This window comes from Spiroplasma mirum ATCC 29335, assembly GCF_000565195.1.
Taxonomy (GTDB): Bacteria; Bacillota_I; Bacilli_A; order Mycoplasmatales; family Mycoplasmataceae; genus Spiroplasma; species Spiroplasma mirum.
The window spans coordinates 75,127-92,446 of record NZ_CP006720.1 but is presented as its reverse complement, the minus strand read 5'-3'; the positions used below and the strand labels follow the sequence as shown (position 1 = coordinate 92,446).

At 30.4% G+C, this 17,320-nt stretch carries 29 protein-coding genes, 1 tRNA gene and 1 pseudogene; 7 read left to right on the top strand and 24 right to left on the bottom strand.

Annotated features, from left to right (window positions below; genetic code table 4):
- Positions 1-64: 64 nt before the first annotated feature.
- The 8 genes from P344_RS07215 to P344_RS07725 all read right to left on the bottom strand — a co-directional run bounded on the left by P344_RS07215 (position 65) and on the right by P344_RS07725 (position 2,488).
- Entirely contained in the window at positions 65-175 is a 111-nt protein-coding gene (locus P344_RS07215; RefSeq protein ID WP_236681394.1) for a DUF871 domain-containing protein, read from the bottom strand.
- Positions 176-230: 55 nt separating this feature from the next.
- Positions 231-692: a MupG family TIM beta-alpha barrel fold protein gene (locus P344_RS07210; protein ID WP_211231567.1), complete on the bottom strand. Its 462-nt coding sequence runs from the start codon at positions 690-692 to the stop codon at positions 231-233.
- A gap of 117 nt (positions 693-809) precedes the next feature.
- The gene (locus P344_RS07205) at positions 810-1,031 is read right to left on the bottom strand and encodes a hypothetical protein (RefSeq protein WP_211231566.1); all 222 of its coding nucleotides are present in this window, start codon (positions 1,029-1,031) and stop codon (positions 810-812) included.
- A 19-nt stretch (positions 1,032-1,050) separates the two neighbouring features.
- Positions 1,051-1,194 (bottom strand): hypothetical protein, encoded by a 144-nt coding sequence (locus tag P344_RS07200; RefSeq protein WP_211231565.1) that lies wholly within the window; start codon positions 1,192-1,194, stop codon positions 1,051-1,053.
- A gap of 19 nt (positions 1,195-1,213) precedes the next feature.
- Entirely contained in the window at positions 1,214-1,546 is a 333-nt protein-coding gene (locus tag P344_RS00400) for a PTS sugar transporter subunit IIA (RefSeq protein ID WP_025316921.1), read from the bottom strand.
- 187 nt (positions 1,547-1,733) lie between these two features.
- Entirely contained in the window at positions 1,734-2,000 is a 267-nt protein-coding gene (locus P344_RS07195) for an acetate and sugar kinases/Hsc70/actin family protein (protein ID WP_025331828.1), read from the bottom strand.
- Between the two features lie 32 nt (positions 2,001-2,032).
- Complete coding sequence (locus P344_RS07190; protein WP_236681423.1) at positions 2,033-2,218, bottom strand: ROK family protein; 186 nt, start codon at positions 2,216-2,218, stop codon at positions 2,033-2,035.
- 144 nt (positions 2,219-2,362) lie between these two features.
- The gene (locus P344_RS07725; RefSeq protein WP_269078600.1) at positions 2,363-2,488 is read right to left on the bottom strand and encodes a hypothetical protein; all 126 of its coding nucleotides are present in this window, start codon (positions 2,486-2,488) and stop codon (positions 2,363-2,365) included.
- A gap of 391 nt (positions 2,489-2,879) precedes the next feature.
- Here P344_RS07725 and P344_RS07720 point away from each other — a divergent pair, with 391 nt between their 5' ends.
- The 5 genes from P344_RS07720 (at position 2,880) to P344_RS05845 (ending at position 4,029) form a co-directional block, all read left to right on the top strand.
- Complete coding sequence (locus P344_RS07720; protein WP_269078599.1) at positions 2,880-3,011, top strand: hypothetical protein; 132 nt, start codon at positions 2,880-2,882, stop codon at positions 3,009-3,011.
- A 9-nt stretch (positions 3,012-3,020) separates the two neighbouring features.
- Positions 3,021-3,161, top strand: coding sequence for a hypothetical protein (locus P344_RS06450; RefSeq protein ID WP_156028493.1), 141 nt, complete (start codon positions 3,021-3,023; stop codon positions 3,159-3,161).
- A 12-nt stretch (positions 3,162-3,173) separates the two neighbouring features.
- Positions 3,174-3,377 carry a hypothetical protein gene (locus P344_RS05850; protein ID WP_025316918.1) on the top strand — a complete coding sequence of 68 codons (204 nt, stop codon included), beginning with the start codon at positions 3,174-3,176 and terminating at the stop codon, positions 3,375-3,377.
- 180 nt (positions 3,378-3,557) lie between these two features.
- Complete coding sequence (locus tag P344_RS00385; protein WP_025316917.1) at positions 3,558-3,806, top strand: Gfo/Idh/MocA family oxidoreductase; 249 nt, start codon at positions 3,558-3,560, stop codon at positions 3,804-3,806.
- Entirely contained in the window at positions 3,772-4,029 is a 258-nt protein-coding gene (locus P344_RS05845) for a hypothetical protein (protein WP_148552265.1), read from the top strand. The genes P344_RS00385 and P344_RS05845 overlap by 35 nt, the downstream gene beginning before the upstream one ends.
- On the opposite strand, the gene P344_RS05840 is transcribed toward P344_RS05845, so the two are convergent.
- The 12 genes and pseudogenes from P344_RS05840 to P344_RS00355 form a co-directional block, all read right to left on the bottom strand.
- Complete coding sequence (locus P344_RS05840) at positions 4,008-4,559, bottom strand: hypothetical protein (RefSeq protein WP_025316915.1); 552 nt, start codon at positions 4,557-4,559, stop codon at positions 4,008-4,010. The two genes, P344_RS05845 and P344_RS05840, sit on opposite strands and share 22 nt — an antisense overlap.
- Before the next feature lie 117 nt (positions 4,560-4,676).
- Positions 4,677-5,057 (bottom strand): hypothetical protein, encoded by a 381-nt coding sequence (locus P344_RS05835; RefSeq protein WP_025316914.1) that lies wholly within the window; start codon positions 5,055-5,057, stop codon positions 4,677-4,679.
- Positions 5,058-5,266: 209 nt separating this feature from the next.
- Positions 5,267-5,542, bottom strand: a complete 276-nt coding sequence (locus P344_RS07185; RefSeq protein ID WP_025316912.1) for a PTS sugar transporter subunit IIB — start codon at positions 5,540-5,542, stop codon at positions 5,267-5,269.
- A gap of 223 nt (positions 5,543-5,765) precedes the next feature.
- Positions 5,766-5,909: a family 1 glycosylhydrolase gene (locus tag P344_RS07180; protein ID WP_236681393.1), complete on the bottom strand. Its 144-nt coding sequence runs from the start codon at positions 5,907-5,909 to the stop codon at positions 5,766-5,768.
- A 100-nt stretch (positions 5,910-6,009) separates the two neighbouring features.
- On the bottom strand, positions 6,010-6,552 hold the full coding sequence (locus tag P344_RS00370; RefSeq protein WP_038677529.1) for a DUF402 domain-containing protein: 543 nt from the start codon (positions 6,550-6,552) through the stop codon (positions 6,010-6,012).
- A 243-nt stretch (positions 6,553-6,795) separates the two neighbouring features.
- Positions 6,796-6,975: a hypothetical protein gene (locus P344_RS00365; protein WP_025316910.1), complete on the bottom strand. Its 180-nt coding sequence runs from the start codon at positions 6,973-6,975 to the stop codon at positions 6,796-6,798.
- An 11-nt stretch (positions 6,976-6,986) separates the two neighbouring features.
- Positions 6,987-7,520, bottom strand: coding sequence for an aminotransferase class I/II-fold pyridoxal phosphate-dependent enzyme (locus P344_RS00360; RefSeq protein ID WP_025316909.1), 534 nt, complete (start codon positions 7,518-7,520; stop codon positions 6,987-6,989).
- Positions 7,521-7,532: 12 nt separating this feature from the next.
- A complete protein-coding gene (locus P344_RS06445; protein WP_156028492.1) occupies positions 7,533-7,673 on the bottom strand; it encodes a hypothetical protein in 141 nt (46 codons plus the stop codon).
- 290 nt (positions 7,674-7,963) lie between these two features.
- Entirely contained in the window at positions 7,964-8,164 is a 201-nt protein-coding gene (locus P344_RS06440) for a hypothetical protein (RefSeq protein WP_148552264.1), read from the bottom strand.
- A gap of 167 nt (positions 8,165-8,331) precedes the next feature.
- Positions 8,332-8,475: a hypothetical protein gene (locus P344_RS07175; protein WP_245565523.1), complete on the bottom strand. Its 144-nt coding sequence runs from the start codon at positions 8,473-8,475 to the stop codon at positions 8,332-8,334.
- A gap of 63 nt (positions 8,476-8,538) precedes the next feature.
- A pseudogene (locus P344_RS08020) lies at positions 8,539-8,670 on the bottom strand (PQ-loop domain-containing transporter); the annotation flags it as partial.
- 352 nt (positions 8,671-9,022) lie between these two features.
- Positions 9,023-9,098: transfer RNA gene (locus P344_RS00355), tRNA-His, on the bottom strand.
- A gap of 148 nt (positions 9,099-9,246) precedes the next feature.
- Here P344_RS00355 and P344_RS00350 point away from each other — a divergent pair.
- Complete coding sequence (locus tag P344_RS00350; protein WP_330216932.1) at positions 9,247-9,864, top strand: YigZ family protein; 618 nt, start codon at positions 9,247-9,249, stop codon at positions 9,862-9,864.
- Between the two features lie 30 nt (positions 9,865-9,894).
- On the opposite strand, the gene P344_RS00345 is transcribed toward P344_RS00350, so the two are convergent.
- From P344_RS00345 to P344_RS00330, 4 genes are all read right to left on the bottom strand, one after another.
- Positions 9,895-12,894 carry a 2-oxo acid dehydrogenase subunit E2 gene (locus tag P344_RS00345; protein ID WP_025316907.1) on the bottom strand — a complete coding sequence of 1,000 codons (3,000 nt, stop codon included), beginning with the start codon at positions 12,892-12,894 and terminating at the stop codon, positions 9,895-9,897.
- 170 nt (positions 12,895-13,064) lie between these two features.
- Positions 13,065-13,388, bottom strand: coding sequence for a hypothetical protein (locus P344_RS00340; RefSeq protein WP_025316906.1), 324 nt, complete (start codon positions 13,386-13,388; stop codon positions 13,065-13,067).
- Between the two features lie 72 nt (positions 13,389-13,460).
- A complete protein-coding gene (locus tag P344_RS00335) occupies positions 13,461-15,644 on the bottom strand; it encodes a PTS fructose transporter subunit IIABC (RefSeq protein WP_025316905.1) in 2,184 nt (727 codons plus the stop codon).
- Positions 15,645-15,748: 104 nt separating this feature from the next.
- Positions 15,749-16,657, bottom strand: a complete 909-nt coding sequence (locus P344_RS00330) for a type I phosphomannose isomerase catalytic subunit (RefSeq protein WP_025316904.1) — start codon at positions 16,655-16,657, stop codon at positions 15,749-15,751.
- A gap of 175 nt (positions 16,658-16,832) precedes the next feature.
- Here P344_RS00330 and P344_RS00325 point away from each other — a divergent pair, with 175 nt between their 5' ends.
- Entirely contained in the window at positions 16,833-17,312 is a 480-nt protein-coding gene (locus P344_RS00325; RefSeq protein WP_025316903.1) for a hypothetical protein, read from the top strand.
- Positions 17,313-17,320 lie beyond the last annotated feature (8 nt).

The following is a 17,320-nucleotide window of genomic DNA, read 5'->3' as shown; positions in this document are numbered from 1 at the left end:
AAAGGAGTTTTAAATATTATTATGGAATAATTAAATTTATTTCAAACTAAAAAAGATAGTGCTCTTATCTTTTCTGATTAAACACAAACTCGGTGTTTGGTTGTAAATATTTAAAAATTTCTTGTTCATTTTCATCTAAATGACCAACCAAATTGTGGATTCCATCATTAGGCATTGCATTGGTTTCAAAATAATATGTAACTCTCCCGCATAATTTTTTGCCTTATTTATTAAAAATAAAAAACATCCCCCGGTTGGTATTCTTTTACTTGCTCCGGGATTGGGATATCTTGTTCTCGGTATTTTATTCGTGACCAGGTACTACGAATAATATATTCGGCTAGATCTTGGCGCACAAAATGAATCTCTTGGTCAAATAAAATTGCTCGCTCAACTGGTGATAGTTCAGGATTAACATCAATTGCTAAACTAATCTTATTCAAATTGATATTTTTGACAATTGCAAATTTTTCCTCATTGATAAACTGGGTTGAAATCACAATATCTTCAAACCCCATTGCCATTAAATGACGAATCTGAAAATCTAATGGTAAATCACGGTAAAATTCTAAACTGGGTAATTTATCATTATAAGTTCAGGTCCCGACAGTATCTATTCGTTGGAGAGTAACAAAAGATTGCATTTTAATTCCACACTCATGGGCATATGCCAACCGTTCAGTAAAAAGCAATCAAACTCGCCGTGTAACGTTGCGAATAAAAATTTCAACAACTAATTAAATTTTCTTTGTTAGCATTTGCAGAAATAATATATTCAAGTTCTCTGCCCGAATCAGTACCATTTAAAATTACTTTAATATTTTTGTCATTATTGGATAATTTTGTAATGCCAGAGGGCCAGTCACCCTATCGTCAAATAGTACTCCACTTAGCCCTAATTGTTGAACAAAAAAAGCCATCATTTCTTCGCGATTATTTTTATCAATGTTAAACTTATTAAACAGATGCTGGTCTAAATCACTGTAGACCGCAATCTTTAATTCCTGCGCTTTTTTTGTAAATGCTTTCATTTTAGTAAATAATTTTTGGTTATTTTTTTTTTTTTTGAAAACCAATTAAAGTTGTAAAAATAAAACTAATCTTATGCTCCGCACAAGTTGTTAAGTATTTTTCAATATTAAAGTCATCTGCCAACAAATGAATAAAAATACTTGTTCCAATTCTAACATTCATTATTATAAGCTCCTTTTATTTAATCAATAACTTTTTTTGCTAATAATTTTTCGTATAAGTTAATAAATTCTTTGGCTAATTCAACAACCATTTGACTAGTCATCATCTGGTCTTCGGCATGCATAAATAAGACGGAGATTTGGTGTTTGACCCCTTGGGCTTCTTGTTTGATAACATCTATATGTGTTTTTTCAGCTTCCACAAGATTTTGTTCAGCTTCGGTAATTAATCCCCACGCTTCACTAATTTTTCCTTCTTTCGCTGATTTGATTGCCATAATTCCAATTGATTTGGCCATTCCTGCAAAAGTAATAATTCCAAATGAGATTTCTTCAAAATTTATTTGTTTCATTTTATTGTTCTCCTTTATTTATATTTATATTTTATAGTAATCCACTATTTTTAAAAGCATAATAAGCAGTTCAGCATACCCCCACTTTGGCTTGTAATTTGGAAATTTCAATTTTAAAGGTTGGGAGGATTAAAATCCCCCATCCGTTTCTTTACTAACTCATTAATAATTTCTGCTAAATTACCCCCTAAATTAGTGACACCCCCGCTAAAATAATAGCTTGCGGATTAAGAATATATAACAAAATAGCAATATGATTGGCTAAGGGAATTAATCCTTCGAAAATGGTAGTTGTTGTCAACAAATCTTTTTGTTCAAATAATTCTTTGATGTCTAATAATTTTAAATGATCGCCTAACTTTGCTTTTAATTTGCCTAAACTACTTTCTGGGTTTTGGTTAGCTTGCTCATTTAATAATTTAGTTAACCCTGTTTGCAGAAGACACTGGTTCAATACAATGTTGGAGTCCACAAGTACACAAATATTTATCTTGAAAATGACCCGCCATGACTAAATTCGCCCGCATAACCAGTTGTTCCTGTTCAAAGATTGCCATTCAGGATTAATCCTCCACCAATTCCGGTTCCTAAAGTGTATAAAGCAAGGGTTGCGGTATCACCATGGTCCCCACATCAATATTCTCCTAACGCTGCTGCATTAGTATCATTAATAATATAAATTTCTTTATTAAAGATTGCCGCGACTTCTGAACGAATATTAAAATTTTTTTATCCTAAGTTTCCTGCTAAAGTAATTACCCCAGCTTTATCATCTAAAAACCCCCGGATTGCAAAACCAATTGCTTTAATTAAAGATTAGTCAATTTGATGTTTGATAAATTGCTTATCAATTCCATGTTTAATATTAAGTAAAATATTATTTAAATTAGTTGGAATTAAAAATTCTAAGATAATGTCTTTTTGTTGGGAAAAACTGCACATTTATCAATTGTTCCCCCTAAATCAATAACTAAGATATTTTTCTATAAAGTATAGCAAAATTTGATTTGTTAATGATGAAAATTCAACTTTTACCTTATTAGGTTATCTTGATGATTATTTACCCGCGAGCGAAAAAAATAAAGCTAGCTTTATGAAAGCTCTCCATCATTTACATTTGACCGGAGCAATTGTCAAAGAAGAGTTTAAATTAGCAAAAAAGCGGGATATGTTCCCCACGATGCAATGTTATGAATTGACCATGACTGGTCACCAGCAATTCCTTATCAGAGAGATGATAACTCGGCAGCTAAAAAATATGATAAATAATTTAAGAATTTTTCTTGAATCCTAACTTAAAAGGAACATACCCCCCCCCGAATTCTTGACATGAATGGATGAAAATAAAATTGACTATCAAATTTTACCAGCTGATTTAGAATTTTTAAAAAAATATCCGTTAGATTTAATTGGATGAAATTACTATCGGCCTTGTTATATTACCAAAGGTGATTACCAAAAGTAACCTGGTAAAATGCAAATTGAAAGTGCAACTTTTTTTGTTAAAGACTTTAAACAAGTTTTTCCAAAAAAAAATGTTCGCTATACAAAATGAAACTGGATCATTGACCCATCAATGTTAGTAACGGGGGCTAAAGTTTTAGCTGAGGAGTAACACAAGCCATTAATGATTATTGAAAATCGAATGGAGGCTTTTGATGATAAGACTCACGAATTAATTATTTATGAAGAACGGATTGAATATTTAGAATTGTATATTAATGAAGTTAAAAAGCAGTTGCCCAAGGAATTAATTTTATTGGTTATTCATTATGAACTTATTGTTATATTTATTCACCAAGTGGTAGTTATTGGAAAGATTATGGTTTAGTAGCGGCTAATTTTAATAGTAAAACCAAAACGCGTAAACCAAAATTATCTTATGTGTGATATCAACGCGTAATTACGAGTGGTGGGGAAAATTTAGTCTATGATGATTTGAACAACCTTAAAAAATTATTAACCACAGAATTATCAACATGAAATATTTGGTATCAATAGGAGGATAAAGATGAAAATTGTATTTATTGGAGCGGGAAGAATTACCAGATGATTTTTAGATGATATTAAAAACACTAAATATCATAACGATATTATTCCCTATGGGATTTATAATTTAACAATTGAGCAAGAAAAAGAGTATCAAGCAAAATATCAAATGGCAAAAGTCTACAATAGTTTGGAAGAGTTAATTGATGATTATGCCAATTATGATTTAGCTTATATTGGAACCAGTGATAGGTTTAGCAAAAATTCCTAACTCAGAATTTTCATTCACAGTTTTTGGCATTCCTGTTGATACTAACGCGGTGTTAATTCCTAAAATCATCCATCAAATTGGTTCGAAGATAGCAGCCATAATATTTGACCCGTGAACTCCAAAGAACCAGAAGAATGAAATCATAAAGACATATAAGATTGCTAATCCTAATCCATCATCACCAGTTGCAAAACCAATGAATTATCAAGTAAAGAATTTATAAATTGCTGCTCCGAATCCAAAGGCGTTTGTCGGAACTTGGATTTGGTTTCAGCGTTCCGCTAAAATTACAACAATACCAGTTGTTCCCATAGAAGCTTTAATATCAATGACACTATCTTGTAAACTAGTAATTCCTTTAATCTCTCCACCAAATCTCGAAACTAAATATTGGCCAAACAAGTTATAACCATCTTTTGTCATTCCGTTTCGGATTGTATCAAAATAATTATTAATTCCCACTACATCAGTAGCATTCCCATAACCATTAATAATATTCGCAGTAGCACCATTGATAAATAATGAATTGGTATCAATATTAGCATCTTTATATGGTCCAGTTTTAGTAACTCATTCTAAAAAATCATTACCACTAATTGTAAAGTCTTTAAATGCTGGTTGTCAAATTGAACCACCTTTATAACTACTAATAACAAGGTTTTGCCAAGTGTCAACACTTCATCCTGTTGTAGCAATTACCGGTGCTAAGAAACAAATGTTAACTAACGCTACACTCGCTAAAGTAAAGGTCATTGGTAAAAAGACCGCAAAGAACTTCCCAACAGTGGGGTACTCCCGAGGGTAGTTTAACCTCTAACTTTTTCATATTTCCAAACCATATAAATAGTTCAGATGTAAATAATGCCACAATTAATGCCATAATCAATCCTTGGGCACTCATAAAGAAAAAACTTGCCCCATAAATGCTACAATAAAAGCAGTAAATGAAGCTAATCCAGCCATTACTGGTTGTTTAAAGTTTCTTGATAAGGTAATAAAGTACCCTAATAAAAATGAAAAGTATAATGGCATTGCACCAATTATGGCAATATTAATATATCCAAATGCTAACTCCCCATTTTGGGAAGCATCCGCTCAAGCTTTGGTTGGTCATTCAAATGAACTAGCATTTCAATCCCAATTAGGATTACCTGCTTTGGTAAATAAGGCTAATAAAGAAATCTTATTTGACCCCCCCAAAAAAAAGATAATGGTAATAATTAAAATCCCAATTGATCGAGCAATAATCAAGAGGTCATTGTTCCAAATGAATACCAAATTGCTGAAAAATGACGTTGATTCCCAATTTTTAAAATAGTTGGTAGGGTTTTACTATTTCATCAATTCTTAAAATTTTGAACCTGAAAATTTATTTTCTTATCGGGTCTAAATTTTTGTGTATCATTATTATTTTCACCCATAAATAGAAATCCTTCTCTTCTATTTTAAATAGGGAGGAGTTATCCTAACATTTTTAATGCTAAGTCTAATGCTTCAGACCCTTTCCCTAAGGCATATATATTAGAAGGAATCACCGATAATGGTTTTGTAGTCATTGATTTAATGTTTCTTTCCATAAACTTTACTTGTGGGCCAAGTAAAATGACATCTCAGTCATTTAATACTGATTGTGCTTCCGCAAGTGCTTTTACTTCAACATGAATATAAATTCCTTTTAAAGCAGCCGCATCTTCACGCGAAACCCAGCCACCTTTTTCTTGGGCTCAAAAAGGCATATCAAAATGAAATAAATTAATAATTGGTTTAATCTTATTTTTAGCATTTCATTAATAACATTATTATAGAATTTAACACCTTTGGGGTTGATATTTTTGCCATCGGGAATTAATCTTGTTCACTGAATTGATATGTCCGTAGGGAATTAAAATTCAAACCCCGGGCAATTTTTTAATATCTTCTGGATAACGATGATAAAAATCATTTAAACACGGAGTTTGGTTAAAAAAACCGATATTTTTCAATTTGGAATCAATGATCTCAATTTGATGCTGCTTTACCATCTTCTAAACTAGCTCCTTCGGTTTGTGGTTCTGAAAAAGCACTTCCTCATAAAAATTGGTCTGGAAACTTATATTTTGCCATAATACTACTTCTTTCACTAAAAAATCATATATTTTTATCATATATCGAAAATAATTTTTAATAACTTTTTTTATTAAAAACAACAAAAAAAACGCTAAGATTAGCGTTGTTTAGCTTTGAAATCAACATATTTATGTCATAATCTACGCGCTTCTTCATGAGCAAAAACAAATTCACGATTTTTAATTTGTTTTTTTAAGTTATCAATTTCTGCTCAAACAATGTTAACAATTTCCCGAGGGTATTTTCAAGCAATGCGATTACGATTAAATTCTTTTAAATCTAAAATTTTATAACTACCGTCGGTAAAAACTTTAATATCTAAATCATAGTCAACATACTTAATTGTTTTATCATCCAAAATAAATGGTGAGGCAATATTACAATAATAATTTAAGCCACTATCTTTAAACATACAAATAATATTGCTTCAATTTTTTTTATTAAATATTCAAATTGCTGGTTCATTTGTTCGTCATTTCCGCCCGTTAACTTCAGTTACTGTTACATCTTCATTAACTAATACAATATAATCCGCTTCAATCGTTAACACAATTGCTTCTTCTCATGAGCGATAAATTGATCCGTTATGTTTATAGGCGTGAACAACAAGACTATCCCCAACTTTTAAGGCATCGATCATTATTGCACCTCCACTTCGTCAATAGTTAATACTTAATTATTTAATTTTATTAAATACACTAAAATATCTTAATTTTAATAACTATGTCGCTTTAAAATTAAATTATTCGGTAAAAATTAAAAAAATAAATATCACATATATTACATTAAATTAATAATAAGATTTCTTATTTTATTATTAATATGCCAACATATACATTATAACAAGCAAATGGAGGTTAGTAAACATATAAGAACACTTTTATTATTTAAATAAGTCAATTAATCGGTGTGCTACTTCGGCAATTGTTTTTTTATCTAGCGCAAAATCAACCCGGATAAATAGTTCGGAAGTTGGTGAAAAAATACTACCATTAATGGCTTGGATATGCACACTATCTAATTTTTGCTCTAACTGGGGGCATGTTTTAACAACCTTACTCATATTTAACTATCCTAAATAAGTTCCTTCAATTCTGGTGAATTTGATATTAGTTGACCTTTCAAAAGTTCATTTACCAAATAATGGTAGTTTTCTTCTAACGTTGTTTTATATGCTGCTAGCCAATCATAATTATCATGGTTCAAATAACCACTAATAATCATTTTAGCTGATAAATAATTAGTTGAAGCATAATGAATTGATTTTGTTAATTCATGGTGCATTTTTACAATAAAATCACGGTTATAAGATAACCCATAACCAATTTGGGCTCCTGCCAGGTTATAAGTTTTTGTTTGGGAAGATAATACTAATACTTGATTAATTGCTGGTGAATTAAAACTAAAAAGTGGATGATGTTGAACATTACTAGAAACAATATCTTGTCAAATTTCATCACTAATAATGAAAACATTATATTTTGCAGCTAAGAATAATAACTGTGCTAACTCTGCTTCTTTTCAAATTCTTCCCACCGGATTATGAGGACTGCATAAAATCATTGCTTTATGTTGTTGCATTAATTCTTCTAATTCCAGAAAGTTCATTGTGTAGTATTGTTACTCTTCATCATATAATAAATGGTTCATAATTATTTTACGGTCTTTATTTTTAATAATTTCATAAAAAGGATCATAAACTGGTGGTTGAGCAATAACTCCATCGCCCGATTTTGTTAAAACTTTCAAGGCAATTTGCATTAAATGAATAACCCCCACTCACAATAATTAACTCTTCGCGAGCAAAAGATAAATTATATTATTTAGTATACCAAGTATTAATTGCTTCTAATAATTGATTATCTAAGAACGAATAACTAACATCTCCTTCTTTGATAACTTTGATTAAATCTTATTGAATTACCAGCAGAATTTTAAAATCACTATCCGCACAAGTTAACATTAAATCATAAGAGTGTTTCATTCCTTCATAACGACCACTGGTATGATGTTTACATAAAAACTCATGATTTGAAACTAATTTTTTTATTCTAAACTTCCTTTCTAATGTAATGGTGAACTTTTTTGGTATTAATAACCTTCATTCTAATAATTATACTTGTTATTATAATACAAACAAGCTTTGGAATAATCACAGTTAAATCAGATAGCATATTATTTGGTTCGCTATCTCAGTCAATAATTACTCAAATTATTCAAGCAAAATTAGCAAGGTTATATATTAAGTACATTCCTAATAAAATTCCCACGCGATTTGCTTTGTTTTAATCGTTTTAATAGCTTGGGGAATAAAAACCAACATTGATATTAATGCAGCTAATTATCCAATAATATGGACCGTTAAAAAGAGTGGATCATCACTAAAACTAGTTAAGAGCATAATTGTTCTCTACTTTCGTTAATTTTTTCAACCATCAGTTTTTTTATTAGCGGTAGTTAATAATTCCCCATGTTTTTTAATATTATAAATTTTAATGCCTAAAATGATACTGACTCTGGTAAAAGTTACAAAATATGGTACGATTAAAGTTAAACTCCACATAATTTTTGTAACTTCTGATTGGTTAGGATTTAGTTGTGGGCAACTAATGGATAGTGCTCCAAAAATGAGCCATAATAAATTAGCCAAATTAAATATACAATATGTTGCTAAGGAAATATTAGTTGTATTTCTTGTTTTTAATGTTTTGATGAGTTGTGGTAAACACGTAATAATTCCTACTAAATAATGCAGCAAAATAACCAATTGCTTGTTCTACAATTAAAGATAGTGGAACATTATTAAGCAGGACATATTGTTTCCCTCGCTTCCCTGGTTTTTAAATATTATTATTTTTTTAAACCTTTAATTAATAAAGCGGTATTAGTATAAATTGTGATTAAACAAAAAACTAACAAGTTTATTTTGTTAGGTACTTTAAGTACTCAAGTAGTCAAATTTACACTTCTAATATAGCACAATTAGTTTTAAGATTGTGGAGTTTTTAATTAACAATTTTAAATTATTTCTTTAACTAAAAATATTAACCATAAAAATAAAAAATCACACCAACTGGAATGATTAACACTTTGTGGTTATTTAAAATTAATGGGGCGGCTGATGGGACTTGAACCCACGAGTACCGGAGCCACAATCCGGGGCGTTAACCTCTTCGCCACAACCGCCATGATATATTGGTATAACCTTAATCATTATATCTAATCTAAAATATTTGTAAATACAAAACAATTAAATTTCTGGAATCATTAGCAATTAATACCTTCCTTTTATATAATATTTTATGTGAAACTATTTTGTGGAGCGTAGGGAGGTATTAAGTATTTATTAAAATGTTATATTATCAACAAAAATGAAATATTTAATAGTGAACTAGTTTTTCAGAACTCTAAATTTATTTGTTTTATGAGTTATGTTGAAACTCAACAAGATATTATTAATTTCTTAGCAAAGTATAAAGATAAATCAGCAACTTGTAACTGCTATGCTTATATTATTGGTAAACGTCGAAAAAATATTTATAAAACTGATAATGGTAAAATTAGAAACAGCGCTGGGCGAGCAATTCTGAATAATATTCTTAACAAAGAGTTAACTAATATTATTGTCTTAGTTATTAAGTATGCTGGCTCTATTGCTTTGGGCTTTGATTCTTTACAAACTATTTATGGCACAATTACGCGCAAATTTATTGACTTAGCACCATTAACTAAAATTAGTGAATATATCAAAGTAGGAATTTTATTTCTACCGTTAAATGAGATTTTTGTAAAAGAACTATTATTTAAATACAATATTAAAATTACGCGGCGCAATTTTTATCGCAAGAATTTATTATATACCATCATCGTTAATAAAACTAGTAATTGAACCCATGAACTAGACGCATTAATTGTGAAAGGTACAATATATAGTTATAAAATTTTACGTTAAAAAAAACATTATCTGCAAGATAATGTTTTTTTATGATAAAGTAATTAATTCTGGTTGTTCAAGAATTTCTTTTAATCTAGTCATAAAAATTCCCGCTTCCGCTGCATCAATAATTCTTTGATCAATGGTTAGTGAAATACTCATCATTGAACGAATTACCAACTTGTCGCCTTTAATTACAATTGGTTTGCGAACAATTCTTCCAACCCCAATTACAGCAGAGTTAGGATAGAAAATTGTTGGGGTGGCTTGCGTTGCGCCAACTGTTCCATAGTTAGCAATTGTAATTGTACTTCCTTGCAATTCATAATCATATAACTCACCTTGACGTAAACGATCAAGAGTTTCTTGAATATTAATGGCAATTTGTTTTAAGCTTAAGCGTTCTGCAAACTTAATCACTGGAATAACTAACCCTTCACTTGTTTCCGTTGCTAATCCAATATGGTGAGAATTTTTAATTACAATTTGGTTAGCTGATTGGTCGTAGTATGAATTTAGTTTTGGATATTTACTTAATGCTAACGAAACAGCTTTTAAGATAAAACTCATTGTTGAAAATTTTACACCCGTTTCGGCGTTAGCATTCTTTAATTTTCGTTGTTGTTCAATGACTGCTGACATATCAATTTCCGTACTAATTGTTAGCGGTGGCACTTGACTTTGTGATAAAATAACTGACCGAATTACTGGATATTTAGTTCGTTTAATTTCTTCTCTCGTTTCTAATCCTTGTGGTTCCACGGGATTGGTATTTGTATGTAAAATATTAAGTTTGTTATTTAATGGTTGAATAAAATTTCCCGCGTTACTATTAGATTGTTCATCAAATTTTTTAACCATAATCCCTTCGTTATTGTGGGTACCTGGTTGGCTCTGTGGTTCTGGAGGTAGTTGGTTAAAATTAGTTGGTTGCTGATTAGGCATTGATTCTTGTAATAATTGTGCTAAAAAAGGATTGGGTGTTTGATTCATACTTTTAATCATCTGTTGCATTAACATATACTGCATCATTTTATCAAAATTATTATGATCATTATTATTAACATTATTACGAAGATTATTTTCTTTTAATGTTTTAATTTCTTGTAATAACTCCTGGTGTTTATTTTGTTGTTCTTGTTGCGCTAATTTTTCTTTTAAAATTGCTAGTTCAACCAATACTTCCTGGTTATTATTATTAACAACTGGTGGTTGGTTAACAATTACTGGTTGAGATTGAGATCCAGGGTTAGTCACAAATGGTTGGTTATTAACAACTGGTTGGGGGTTTAAGGATGGCGTTGGTTGGGCAGAACTCTTAAGACTATCGGGAATGATTTCCCGGTAGGGGTTAATGATTTCCTCACTATTATTTGTGGCATGCGTTGGTGATGATAATTTTTGTTTATTATAATTATCATTTAAAAGATCATATTGGGCTTCAATTTCTTCATAAGAAGGGCGCTTGTAATTATTAATTGCCCCTAAAACGTTATCGGTAACTTCAATATCACCACGTGCTAATTGTTCCATTCTTTTTTTAATTAATTCTCGCTGGTTTCGCGTTTTAAGAATTTTTTCACGTTGATCGTTATTATTTAATTTTTCATATAAACGATCACGATAGGTTTTTAATGGTGAATAATAACCTAAATCTTTAGGCGGCGTATTTTGATCCTCACCAACTTTAATTTCATAGCCATCCGCTGTAATATAGTCCACTGGTTCTTCTTCAACCGAAATTTTAGGTTGTTTCGACACGCTACTATCACTGCTTGTACTTCTTGCTGGATTAACCTCATTAACTGACTCTAATTGACCATTGTTTTTCATTAAATTATTCATTCGTCCTTGAATAATATTTCGCATAATTTTAGGGCGACCATATTCATCTAAGAAATCCATTACGTTCTTATTATTTTCAGGTTCATCAATAATTTCGTGAAAATTATTTTGTTGGTGTAATTGATTACGGCGAGCTTTTACTAAATCACGAAAAGAAGAATTTCCTTCTTCATTAGCAGCAAAAAGATTAGCTGTTAAGTTATTTTGGGGTGCTTGATCTTGTTTTTTTGTTTCTTCAACAAGATATTTCGCATAAATTTTTGCATTAGTTTTGTCTTTTAACATATTATCACTTTCCTTAACTGCATTAGCAATATCATTATGCATTCGCATAAATGAATTATTTAGTGAATGATTGTTTTTAACATCATCGTCTCGATCTTTTGCACCATAATTTTCCACATTAACATCTTTAATTGTATCAATTAAAGGAATATGCGCACGTTCTTGAGGTCCAACATTGTAATGTAAATTTTTAAATGATAGTCGATGTGACTTTTGGGGACCAAATGTTAAATGTTTTTCACTTATTTTTTCTGAATTTAAATTAACCACTGGTTCTTCTTTTTTAATTAAATTATCTGCATTTTCTTTAATAAGGCTATCAGTATTAATAATTGGCTGGTTATTTTTGACAGGGACAGCTGATGACTCAGTTAAATCATCTGGTTCAAGGAGAATAGTCTCTGATTGTTTGGTGATTGGCATTTCTGGTGGTTCAACAGTAGTTTTTAAATTAGCAATTCGATTTGCATACTGTTTATTTCTGTTAGGAATTTGGGTAATATTAAGTAGTTGCGGTGGGGTTTTAGTATCAGCATCACTAACAAAAGCAGCTCCTGAATAATCTTCTTCATCAACATCTTTCCATTTTGTCCCAAACTGCCCATTTTTACCAGGATTAAATCGTACGCCATTTTTATCTAAATAACTAAATTCATCTTGATAACCATGTTTATTATTATATTTAGCAATTTCTTTCTCATCGGTTAATAAGTAAGCAATGGTTGAACCTTTCTTAACAGTTGCACCAGTTTTTAGCGGCTTGATGATTTTACCATTATAAGGGGTTTTAATAATTATTTCATCATTATTTGTTTTAACTACCGCAATATCATCACCAGCATTAACAATATCACTACTATATAAAAAGCGCTCAAGCATACCCTTTGTCTTTAAATTCGATATTTTGATTTTTTCCATTAATATGCCCCCCACAAATTCTAAATATTAAAATTTTGATAACCATACTATTACTAACCATGTTCAACCATTTGTTATATGTTAATTATATCATAAAAGTTTAAATTTTAAAAAAATAAAACAAAATAATATTATACACAAAAAAATAAAAAATATCAAAAAAATGATAATTAATTATCATTTTCATTATTATTTTTATTTTTTAATTCTTCTAATTCTGCTTCTAATTTTTTAATTTTTTCTTGGTTAGTAATCGTTTTTTCTGGGATGGAAGTCGCTTTCTTCTTATTTTTTTGTTTTTGTCGTAATTCTCGCATTCTTGTTCATAAACTTTTTAATTCAACTTCCTCAGCTTTATTTTTAATATTATTGGTTTTCTTTTTAAAATATCAGACTAAAATAGTAACTATTATAATAATTGCAATACAAATTAATAAAGCTGCTCATCAAGGTAAAACTTCAAATAAATTAAAAGTAACATTTAAATTAAGCATAATTTTATTAACTCCTTACAAATATGATAAACAATAAAATGGGTAGTAATTACCCATTTTATAAGTTATCTACTATCCTTTGATATTATTTTTTGCTACTTTATTAAGTTTTACTTGTTTATTTGCTTTTTTAGCAACTACTTTGTCCGCTCTTGTTTTTAAAACAAATTCTTTCATTGAAATTGTTTCACCTGTTCGTTTTTTATCAATAATCATTCATATTCCATACATAAAGGTATTAATTGTTGCCCCACCAAACATAATAACTAATGATAATAATGTTCAACCTCAAGCAGTTCCTCATCCTAATAATTGGCCATCGTTTCCACGACCAATCGCTCCGACTAAGGCAACAATTGGACCACCATGCGCTGCAGCATCAGCAATTCCTAATAATCCAGCAACAGCACCGGCAATTGCTGAAGAAACAACATTACATACAATCGCTCTTTTTGGGTCATTAATAGCAAATGGAATAGCCCCTTCCGAAATTCCGATACATCCCATAAAGAAGGCTGATGATCCCATTGATTTTTGTTCATCATTATATAATGGACGGAAAATTCATGTTGCCATTCCCATTCCTAATGGTGCAACTGGGATGGCACAAGCCATTGCCCCCATTGGGGTATAGACTTTTGAACCAATTAATCCTGTACAAGCTAAGAACGCTACTTTATTAATTGGTCCACCCATATCGAATCCAGCCATCGCTCCAATTAGTAATCCGAATCCAAATCCGATTCCTAATCCAGCGGCATTATTTGGATTTCCTCATGTTGATGAAATTCATCATTTGAATTGGTGCATTACATAACCGACTACTAATCCAATCACAAACATCATAATCATTCCGTACACAAATCCAACTAGAACCGGAATTACAAAAATTGGCATTACCGGGCGTAAGGATTTTGGCACTTTTCAACTATTAATCCATTTAACTGTATAACCAACAGCTAACCCAGCTAAGATAGCCCCCACAAATCCGGTTGGCGTATCAACAGCGCCGATTCCATCAATTGGGAAGAAAGCACTCGCATCATTTCCAATAAATGAGACTACTAACGCTGGGGCAATCGCCGCTCTTCCGGCAATTGAATTAGCAATGAAGGCTGCTAAAATTGGAATCATTAGGGTGAAGGCTGCACTCCCTAGTTTTAATAAATAATAGAAAAAGTTTTGGGGATCAGCAGTGGGATCGGTATAGTAAACCGCTTGTAAGGTTGGAGTTGCTTGACCTGAATTTAAGACTCATTCCATATCCTTAAATGATCCATGGTAGCGTTGATAACTAGCTCCATAAATAGCTTTTGATAATCCTAAGGCAAGAGCAATAAAAATACCCCCCAAAATAACAATTGGAACCATATAAGAAACACCAGACATTAAATGTTTCATAATTCCTGTTCTTTGGCCACTATTTTTATCACCGCTAGTATTAAACTCACCTACTGTTTGAACTTTGGCTTCTTTTAAAGCAGTATTGATAACCCCTTCGGGATCTTTAATTGCTTTTGATGTACTTGTGGTATAAACTCTTTTACCACCAAATCTTGACATATCAACCGCAATATCAACAGCAACAACAATTACTTCAGAACGTTGAATCTCATCATCAGTAAAGTTATTTCGAATTCCTTCTGATCCATGGGTTTCAACTTTGACTGTATACCCTAATTTTGGCCCAACTTGTGTTAACTTATCAGCTGCTAAGAATGTATGTGCAATTCCAGTTGGACACGCTGAAATTCCTAAAATTAATTTTGAACCACTAGTTGTCGTAACTGGTTCTTCTTTCTTACTTTCACCCATTAATGCTTTTTGAATTTTGGCTTTATCAGTTTCAGTTTTCATTGCTTTTTTAAAATCAGCATCCATTAATTTTCTGGCAATATCACTTAACAGCCCCAAGTGAATATCAGCTGATTTGTCTTCTGGAATGACTAACGCAATGGCAATATTAGTTGGTTTACCATCCATGGCATTTCAATCCAATGGATTTTGATATCTAACAAATAATACTGCTGGTTTTTTAACTGCTTTGATTCTCGCATGGGGAATGGCAAAACCATCTTCAAAACCAGTTGATGATTCTGCTTCACGAGCTTTAAAGCCAGCTACTAAGTCACTTGCTTCATTAACACAACCTAGTTTTTTAGCTAATTCTGCTAATTCAACAAACGCTTCTTGTTGTGTTTTTGCTTGTGAATTAAGAATTATATGCTCTTGATCGAACAAATCATTAGATTTCATTTGAATATATACCTCCTGTTCTTATTATATTTTTTTTTTTTTTTGTAAATAGTTTTTTCTAAACAAAAAAAATATTCAGAAAAAAATAAAAAATAAGTGTTAACTTATTTTTTATAACTTAATAATAATTCACCCGCCGTTTTAATTGTTAAATTGTTATTAAAGTCTACTAGAATCGCTGATTCACCAGCAAGTAATTGTTCACCATTAATCACTGCTGTTCCTTTTAGTAGAGTAACTTGAGCTCAATTAACATTTGGTAATTCTAAATGTTGATCAGACTTAATTAAATATAATGTAAAATATTCATTATCAATTAGAAGTCCCTGTTTTTTATGAATAACTGGTAATTGAGGATCAGGAACAGTGGTAACATCCAAACATTCTTGAATATGCAACGGGCGTAAGTTTCCATCCTGATCTTTCCGATCAAAATCATAAAATCGATAGGTGACATCCGATGATCTTTGCAATTCAAAAACAGTTACTCCGGGCGTAATGGCATGAATCTTACCCGGAGGAACATATAAGAAATCCCCTTTTTTAATTTTTACTTTTACAAATAATTCAATTCACTGCTTATTCTTAACAAAATCAATTAATTCTGATTTTGTTTTTGCATGGTGTCCATAAATTAATTCCGCATCTTCTGGACAGTTAATGATATACCAACATTCTGGTTTTCCTAACATCCCGTCGTGTGCTAAACTATATTTATCATCAGGATGAACTTGAACTGATAAATAATCATTAGCAGTAATAATTTTAGATAATAAAGGAAATTGCGAATTATTATCATTAAAAAGATCATGATGTTTTTCATATAATTCTTTTAGTGATAATCCCTGGTATTCTCCGTTTTGTACATATCCCATGCCATTATCAAGCGCACTAACTACTCACGCTTCCCCAATAAGTTGATTAGCTGGTAACTTAAACCCATACTCTTCTAATTTTCTTCCCCCTCATAAACGCTCTGAAAAAAAAGGCGTTATTTTTATCATTTTATACATATTTATTTCATCCTTTCATTCTTACATACATATCTTAAATCATATTTTTTAATTAAGCAATGAAAATTTTATTTTTTTATCAACTGAAAAAAAGTATTGATTTATTATTTTAATAATATTTTATAATTAGCATAAATTTGTTATGATTTACTTAATAAAAAAAGTTAGGTGTAATATGAAAGTTGCGGACATTAAATTAATTATTAAAAAAATAAAATTTAATCTGTTATGATTATTTATTTTTTTAGCTCTTAGTTCAATTATTGTGTTATTAGCTTTTATTTTTAGTAAAATTAACCCCACTGATAAACTAACTTATTCAATAATATTCATTTTTTTAAACCTTATTTTATTGTTCATTAATTTCTTATTAATTAAAAACCCTTTTATTTTTGTCAAAACATATGTTTATGACGAAAAAGAAGAACATTTTAACATTAAAATTTTTATTTATATTTTCACCTGTTTTATCGCCTTGGTAATCTTCTTTATTTCATTATTATCTGTTAGTATGGCGACTAAACAACCATATTCGCAAGTTCTTCATAACCAGTGGTATGCTGGTATCAGTTATATGCTCTGAACAATTGCTATTATTCTAGGTTTTAGTTATTTTAGCTTAATAATTTTAAATAAAAAAATAAAATACAATTAGTATTTTAT